8 protein-coding genes are annotated in these 7,821 nt (G+C 55.8%); all 8 read left to right on the top strand.

Going from position 1 to position 7,821, the window contains the following annotated elements:
* On the top strand, positions 1 to 993 hold a 993-nt coding region (locus ACFDSS_RS12345), incomplete at its 5' end, for a Gfo/Idh/MocA family protein (RefSeq protein WP_375256041.1).
* On the top strand, positions 978 to 1,691 hold the full coding sequence (locus tag ACFDSS_RS12340) for an acylneuraminate cytidylyltransferase family protein (RefSeq protein ID WP_375256040.1): 714 nt from the start codon (positions 978 to 980) through the stop codon (positions 1,689 to 1,691). The genes ACFDSS_RS12345 and ACFDSS_RS12340, both read left to right, overlap by 16 nt.
* Positions 1,692 to 1,695: 4 nt before the next feature.
* The gene (locus tag ACFDSS_RS12335; RefSeq protein WP_375256039.1) at positions 1,696 to 2,463 is read left to right on the top strand and encodes an oxidoreductase; all 768 of its coding nucleotides are present in this window, start codon (positions 1,696 to 1,698) and stop codon (positions 2,461 to 2,463) included.
* Positions 2,460 to 3,605, top strand: a complete 1,146-nt coding sequence (gene neuC, locus ACFDSS_RS12330; protein ID WP_375256038.1) for a UDP-N-acetylglucosamine 2-epimerase — start codon at positions 2,460 to 2,462, stop codon at positions 3,603 to 3,605. The genes ACFDSS_RS12335 and neuC overlap by 4 nt, the downstream gene beginning before the upstream one ends.
* A gap of 9 nt (positions 3,606 to 3,614) precedes the next feature.
* On the top strand, positions 3,615 to 4,268 hold the full coding sequence (locus ACFDSS_RS12325) for a sugar transferase (RefSeq protein ID WP_375256037.1): 654 nt from the start codon (positions 3,615 to 3,617) through the stop codon (positions 4,266 to 4,268).
* Positions 4,269 to 4,329: 61 nt separating this feature from the next.
* Positions 4,330 to 5,808 carry a DegT/DnrJ/EryC1/StrS family aminotransferase gene (locus tag ACFDSS_RS12320; protein ID WP_375256036.1) on the top strand — a complete coding sequence of 493 codons (1,479 nt, stop codon included), beginning with the start codon at positions 4,330 to 4,332 and terminating at the stop codon, positions 5,806 to 5,808.
* A 5-nt stretch (positions 5,809 to 5,813) separates the two neighbouring features.
* The gene (locus ACFDSS_RS12315; protein ID WP_375256035.1) at positions 5,814 to 7,193 is read left to right on the top strand and encodes a hypothetical protein; all 1,380 of its coding nucleotides are present in this window, start codon (positions 5,814 to 5,816) and stop codon (positions 7,191 to 7,193) included.
* Positions 7,186 to 7,821, top strand: a 636-nt coding sequence (locus ACFDSS_RS12310) for an aldolase/citrate lyase family protein (protein ID WP_375256034.1), incomplete at its 3' end; no start/stop codon positions are given. The genes ACFDSS_RS12315 and ACFDSS_RS12310, both read left to right, overlap by 8 nt.

The following is a 7,821-nucleotide window of genomic DNA, read 5'->3' as shown; positions in this document are numbered from 1 at the left end:
ACGAAGAATGGAGCTCTTATTTGCAGCATTATTCCGTATGGGAACGTGAGAATTGTATTGATCTCTGAGGCGCTTCTAAACCGCAGCGCGTTAGTCGTGGGCTATGGGTCGATCGGGCAGCGGCATATGCGCCGACTGGCCGCTTTGGGGTGTGACGTGGGCGTTTGTAGCCGGCGTGAGGTGGACGTGCAGCCTTTATTTTCGACCCTCACACAGGCCTTGGCTGAATTTGCACCCGATTATGTTGTGCTGGCCAGCCAGACACATGAACATGCGGGCAATCTGCAAGATCTGGCATCTGCCGGGTTTACAGGGTCTGTTTTGGTGGAAAAACCGCTATTTGATCACCTCAACCCGTTGCCGGATCACCAGTTTGCGGCCTTGAATGTTGCTTATAACCTAAGGCTACATCCCCTGATCGCGCGTCTCAGAGAGGCATTGGCAGGGCAGAAAATCTGTTCATTTCAGGTTTATGTCGGGCAATACCTGCCGACATGGCGTCCCGGCACGGATTACCGCCAAAGTTATTCCGCTTCTGGGTCACAAGGGGGCGGAGTCTTGCGCGATCTCAGTCATGATCTTGATTACACCATTTGGCTGTTGGGGGGGTGGCGACATCTGACGGCACAGGGCGGCCGTGTCAGTGATCTGGAAATCACCAGCGATGATTGTTTCATGGTAATGATGGATACCCCGCGCTGCCCTCTTGTAAGCCTTCAACTTAATTATCTTGACCGGGTCAGCCGCCGAGAAATACTGGTCAACACCAAGCATCATACAATCCGCGTCGACCTAGTAGCCGGCAGCTTTGCTATAGATACCGAGATTGAAATGATTTCTACACAGCGCGACGTTACCTATGATGCGATGCACACTGAGATGTTGAGCGGGAATGCAAAGATGTGCGCGACCGCACGCGAAGGACTGGATGTCATGGACCTTATTGCGGCCATTGAAACTGCCAGTGAAACAAGAACTTGGGTTTCACATTGAAACGTGTATGCACAATCTGCGCGCGTGGGGGCTCCAAGGGGGTGCCGGGCAAGAATGTTCGGATGGTCGCAGGCCTACCGCTAATTGCGCATTCGGTATTGCGTGCGCTGGAAACCGGTTTGTTCGATGCGTTGGCCGTCAGTAGCGATGACCCTACAATCCTTGAGGCCGCCGCCCAAGCGGGAGCCACAATTCTTGTGCAGCGCCCCGATAATATGGCGACGGACCGGGCCCCAAAAATTCCTGCGATCCGCCATTGCGTTGCGGAGGCCGAAGCGCAGGCCAGAGTGGCGTTTGATCAGATCGTCGATCTTGATGCAACCTCTCCTTTGCGCACAACAGGCGATATCATTGCTGTGGTCGATATGCTGGCCGAGCCCGATACCAGCAATGTGATTACTGGTGCCCCGGCCCGCCGATCCCCGTATTTCAATCTTGTGGAAGTAACGGCAGAAGGCCGCCCCGCCTTGTCCAAGACGCTGGATGTTAATGTGGTGCGGCGTCAGGATGCGCCCGAGTGTTTTGACATGAATGCATCAATCTATGCGTGGCACCGAGCGGATCTGTTTAAGATGGACAGTGTTTTTGGTCCTCATACACGCCTGTTTGAGATGCCCGAAGAACGCTCTGTCGATGTGGATTCACCATTGGATTTTGAGATCGTGGCGATGCTGATGGCCGCGCAGCAAAAGGAATAGAAATATGCTTGATGGCAAGGTGATTGTGGTCACGGGCGGTGCTGGGGTGATCGGCAGGGCCTTTTGTCGGGCGTTGGCGTCAGCAGGTGCAAAAGTCATAATTGCAGAGCGCGATTTGGAAGCAGCCGAAGCCCTTGCCGCCACGCTGAATGCAGAGTTCGCTGGAAAAGCCGTAGCGTATTTTAGCGACATCACCAACAAGGCGTCTATCACGGCCCTCATCGGCGCAGCAGAGGCGGACCATGGCCGGATTAACGGACTGGTCAACAATGCATATCCGCGCAACACGCGTTATGGACGTGGCCTTGAGGACGTGACCTATGACGATTTTGTTGAAAATACTGGGATGCATCTGGGGGGATATTTCTTGAGCATGCAGCAGTTCGCCATATACTTCAAAAACCAAGGCGGCGGTAGCATCGTTAATATGTCGTCGATCTATGGGGTCATGGCCCCCCGGTTTGATGTTTATGCAGGCACGTTAATGACGATGCCCGTCGAATATGCTGCAATCAAGGCTGGTATTTTGCATCTTACCAGTTATTTCGCACAGACCTACAAAAAGGCCGGTCTGCGGGTGAATGCGCTCAGCCCTGGCGGTATAGCGGATGCCCAACCGGCCAGTTTTTTGGCGGCCTATAATGCCTATTGCGGACAAAAGGGAATGCTGGATGCCAGCGATCTCACTGGCACCCTGATCTACCTTCTGTCAGATCAGTCCCTGTATGTAACCGGTCAAAACATCATCGTTGATGATGGGTTCTCTTTGTGAATATCACGCCTCGAAAAATCCATTACGTATCCGGCAGTCGCGCCGATTTTGGGTTGATGGCCCGAAGCCTGCAACATCTGGCCGCACAGCCGAGTTTTGACATCGGGGTGGTTGTCACCGGGCAGCATTTGATTGCTCAATATGGGGATACACGCGCAGATATCATTGATGCGGGCCTGACGGTTGTTGCCGACATTCCCGTTACCCTGACTGGGCATGACGGTGCCGAGATGGGCCATGCCCTTGCCGAGGAACTGGCAGGTTTTTTGCGCCTGTGGCACCGCACGCCCCCCGATCTGGTGCTGGTGCTGGGCGACCGAGGGGAAATGTTGGCAGCGGCGCTGGCGGCGGTACATCTGGGCTTACCAGTGGCACATCTGCATGGCGGCGAAGTGTCTGGCACGCTAGATGAAAGCCTGCGCCACGCCATTTCCAAGCTAAGCCATTACCATTTCACCGCCACGCAGGAAGCCGCGACCCGCCTGACTCGCATGGGCGAAGATCCCGCTCATGTCTGGGTAGTGGGCGCGCCGGGGCTGGTGGGATTGACCGAGGGCATTGACCACGATCCCGCATGGCTGGGCCGGACTTTTGGTGTGCCGGCCGCCCGGCATCATATTCTAGTGATGTTTCACCCGGTGGTGCAGGAAGCAACAGCAGCTGGTGCGCAGATGCAAATAATTGTCGATCTGCTGGCAGCACGCGATTGTGCAGGTATTCTGATGCGGCCCAATTCCGATGCGGGCGGGGCTGCGATCGACGCGGTATTGGACCGGGCGGCTACAGCATTGCCCGGCTTTGTGATTTGCGACCACATGAGCCGCCCCGCTTATCTGCGCACGCTGGCGCATGTTGACATGCTGATTGGTAACAGCTCTTCTGGGATCATCGAAAGTGCCAGCTTTGATTTACCCTGTTTGAACATTGGCACCCGGCAGGACGCGCGGCAGCGCAACAAAAACGTGGTGGATTGCCCTCAGATAGATCCTGCGACCCTCGCATCGGCCTTTTACAAAGCGACAAAGTTGACGGGCCCATTTGAAAACCTTTATGGCGATGGTCAGGCCCATGTATATCTGAGTGCGCTTTTACAGAGGCTTGTACTGGATCCCGCCCATCTGTCGAAACGTATGACGTATTAGAGAATAAAAATGACCCCAAACCCATCCCCCCAAACCCGCGCAGCCCTTTATACAGACCCGCTTTTGCGGCTATGCGACATCGCTCTTGCAATACTGGCTTTGAATGTTCTGGCGATCCCCATGGGTGTCGCCGCTGCGGCAATATATCTTGAGGACCGCCAAAATCCGTTGTTTTATCAGCAACGTGTTGGCCGTGACCGCAAGCAGTTTAGGATTATCAAATTCCGCACGATGTTTGTCGATCCGGCCCGGTTTGATGGGGCGCAGGCGGCGCAGGGCATCCAAGGCACTGCGGCGGCACGGAACCAGTTTCAAACAACAGTGCCGAACGATCCGCGGATCACCAAAGCGGGTCGCATCCTACGTCCTATCCATGTTGATGAACTGCCGCAGTTGATTAATGTGCTGCAGGGACATATGTCGTTTGTGGGTGTGCGCCCGGACGTGCCTGTGCAGGTCTCTGATTACACGCCTCAGGAATGGGTTGACCGGCATGTGGCGCGTCCCGGGATTACGGGGCTGGCACAGATCAGCTCTAATGTGACAGATATTCCCAGCCGTACTGTGCTTGATCTGGAATGGGTGAAACACCGCAGCATCGGCCTTTACCTCCGTGTCTTGTGGGGTACAGTGGGTAAGGTGCTGAGACGCAATAGCCTTTGATGCAAAAAGATAGCGTGATGGGCAGATGGATTTTTTAGGAGTTTTACAAGGAATATCGGTAATGCAGCAGGGTCAGATCATTTCCGGGCAGACGGATGTGCGTGCAGCGATGGCGGCGCTGGATACTGCGTCTGTAAAAATCTGTCTTGTGGTTGATGCACAGGGTCGGCTTTGCCGTACATTGAGTGATGGTGATGTGCGCAGGTATCTGCTGTCGGGGTTCACGTTGGAAACCAAAATAGCTGATTTACCAGATCCATGCGCCCCCCCAGTAAGCCTGCCGCAAGACGCCAGTGAGGCGCAGGTCAAGGCGCTTTTTACTGCCCATCCGGTGCAGGAAATTGTGCAATTGGATATGCAGGGCTGCCCGGTAGGGCTGGTGCTGCGCAGCCAGATTGACGCTACGTTGCTGTTGTCGCCGCCCCATATGGGTGCAGCCGAAGAGGTGTTCGTTACTCAGGCCTTTCGCCAGAACTGGATCGCGCCCGCTGGTCCGAACCTTGATGCATTTGAGGCTGATTTTGCCCGCGTAGCGGGCCGCACACATGCTCTTGCGGTGTCATCGGGCACCGCTGCACTGCATCTTGCGTTACGTGTGCTGGATGTGCGGGCACATGACCCGATTTACGTGTCTGACCTGACCTTCGCGGCGTCGGTACAGCCCGTATTTTATGAACGTGCCCAACCCGTCTTGATTGATAGTGAAGCGTCAAGCTGGAACATGTCGCCCGATGCGCTGGCGCGGCGGTTGGCATCGGATGCGGCGGCGGGCACATTGCCCAAAGCGATCATCGTTGTGCATATCTATGGCCAGTCCGCCAATATGCGCGCGATCTGCGACCTGGCCGATACTTACGGTATACCGGTGATCGAGGACGCCACCGAAAGCCTTGGGGCAAGTTATGAAAACCTACCCAGTGGCGCGCATGGGGTGATGGCGGCCTATTCGTTTAATGGCAATAAAATGATCACCACATCGGGAGGCGGTGCCCTGACCTCGGATAGGCCTGACCTGATTGCCCGCGCGCGCAATCTGTCAGCGCAGGGGCGCGAACCTGCCGAACATTATCAGCATCAGCAGATCGCCTATAACTACCGGATGTCCAATATTCTTGCGGGTATCGGCAGAGGTCAGTTGGAGGTTCTAAGTGATAGGGTTGCTGCACGCCGCGATGTCTATGAACGCTACGTCCATGGGTTTGCAAATGTACCAGGGGTTTCGTTTCAGCAAGATGTGCCGTGTTCTAAAGGCTGTCGCTGGTTGACAGTGATCAGCATGGACCCTGATCAAATCGGCCTGCACCCTTATCAGTTTATGCGCCGCCTGCGCGATAAGGGTATCGAAACTCGACCAGCTTGGAAACCAATGCATTTACAGCCCCTATGCGCGGGGGTGCCGTTTGAGCCGCATGCACCCGATAATGTCGTATCTGCCTCGCTATTCCTGAGCTCGCTCTGTCTGCCGTCAGGTAGTGCACTGGCACCAGATCAGCAAGACAGGGTCATCGATGAAATCAAGATACTGGTGCGCGAAGGATGAAGAATATGATGCATTTTTTGGGCGGGGTGCGCACCAGCACTGAGCCTCTGCCCGCCTTTAAGGACGTTTGGGTGGACCACCCGTCCTGTGGGCTAACCGCAGGCACGCGCACGGATCAGGCCAAGAGCGGATCCCTACATGCTGTAGTCGCAGGAGAGGTGCAAAATGCAGCCTTTTTGCGGGCGGATCTGGGTGCAAGCCCGGGCGATGCGGCGGTTGTGCTGGCGGCCTACCAAAAATGGGGCGTGGCCTGTGCGGCGCATTTTGACGGGCATTTTGCCATCACCCTTTACGATGCGGCCACAGAACAAATGACCCTGCTGCGTGACAAGCTGGGGACATGGCCGCTCTATATCACCCGGTCAGACTTGGGCAAAGGTTCGCCCTGTCTTTTTAGCACCGATTTGCATGCCCTGCTAGACCTGTTGCCAAACACAAGCCCTGACAGGGACGCCATCGCGGCCTATCTAGAGGGTAATGGCGTGCCATCCCTTTTTGCTGAGATTACGCAAGTTCCAGCGGGCCACAGCGCGCAGGTGACGCCAAGCGGTGGCGTTCAAATCCTATCGTATACTGAGGTGGATGTTACAGCAGTACCCTCAGGCGAAGCTGGAGATATTTCCCAGGCAGAGCCTTTACGGATGCTGGACAACAATACCCGTCTGCATGTGCAACGCGCAAAGCAACTTGGGGTGCTGTTACAGGGTGATGTCGCTTCGGCGGGGCTGACCGGGATCGTCAACCTGTATCATCAGGCGGCCGTGCGTACGGTGACCCCGCAGATTGATCCACTTGTTCATCGCGCAGCACATCGTTTTGGCACCCTCCACAGTTCTAGCGATCAGCCTGCTGATCTGTTGGCGCTTTGGACGCAGGTGATCTGGCAGACTGGCCAACCTGTAATAGACAGTGCTGCTTTAACCCTGACCCATATGGCCCGCTATGTGGCCTCTGATATATCCCATTTTGTGGTCCCGACAGGGGCGTCCATTTGGGCTGGGCAGTCAGTGACGGCTCAGGCGGCCGTCTTCTCGGCGGCCCAACAGATGGCAGCACCGCACGGGGTGCTGCTGGCGGCACCGTTCCTCTCTGCTGGGTTGGTCGCACTGGCGCAGACATCTGCGGATGATGTCATGCTGCGCCGGGCGTTGCGCCCCCTTTTGGGGCAGGCTTGGGAAGGTGCCGCTCTGGAACACGCACCACAAGATTTGTCCGCAGTCGCCGCTGCGGTAATGGCAGATGGGCGGCTCGCTGCGCGCGGTTTGACGGGCGCTGTTACCCCTCAAAATCAGGTGGCCTGCGCCGCGCTTGAGATCTGGTGGCGACTATTTGTCGAAAACGACTCAGAGGCTCTTGACCGAGTTAAGGGAGAGGCGAATGCCTGATACTTTGGATCTATATATGATCGTTTGTGATCCGCAGATTGCAGGGTTTATCGCGACCCGGGGTGTCACACGTCTGTTTGTTGATCTGGAATACATGGGCAAGGATCTGCGCCAGAAAGGCGATACATGGAAAAGCAAACATACACTTGACGATGTAGCTGCTGTGCGGGTGGCCGCCGCGGATGCACATATGATGGTGCGGGTAAATCCGCTGCATGATGGATCACAGGCCGAGGTTGACGCGGTATTGGCGCGCGGTGCTGACAGCATCATGTTGCCGATGTTTCGGTCCCATGATGATCTTGCCCGCTTTTTGGATATTGTGAACGGTCGCGCCGAGGTGGTTCCGCTGGTTGAAACGGGAACCGCCTTGGCCGTCATACCGGAGTTGCTGGAGCGTTTGTCGCTAACCCGTCTGCATATAGGTCTGAATGATCTGCATCTCGACATGGGCCACAGTTTTATGTTCGAACCGATTGCAGATGGAACTTTGGAAATAGCTTGTGCTGCGTTGCGGGATGCAGATCTGCCGTTCGGCATCGGGGGAATTGCCCGGGTTGGTGAAGGTGCGATAACCCCTGAACACTTACTGGGCGAACATGTGCGCCTTGGATCATCCGCAGCAATT

The sequence above is a fragment of the Yoonia sp. genome (assembly GCF_042093035.1).
Classification (GTDB): domain Bacteria; phylum Pseudomonadota; class Alphaproteobacteria; order Rhodobacterales; family Rhodobacteraceae; genus Yoonia.
This window is presented reverse-complemented; position numbering and strand designations above follow the sequence as displayed.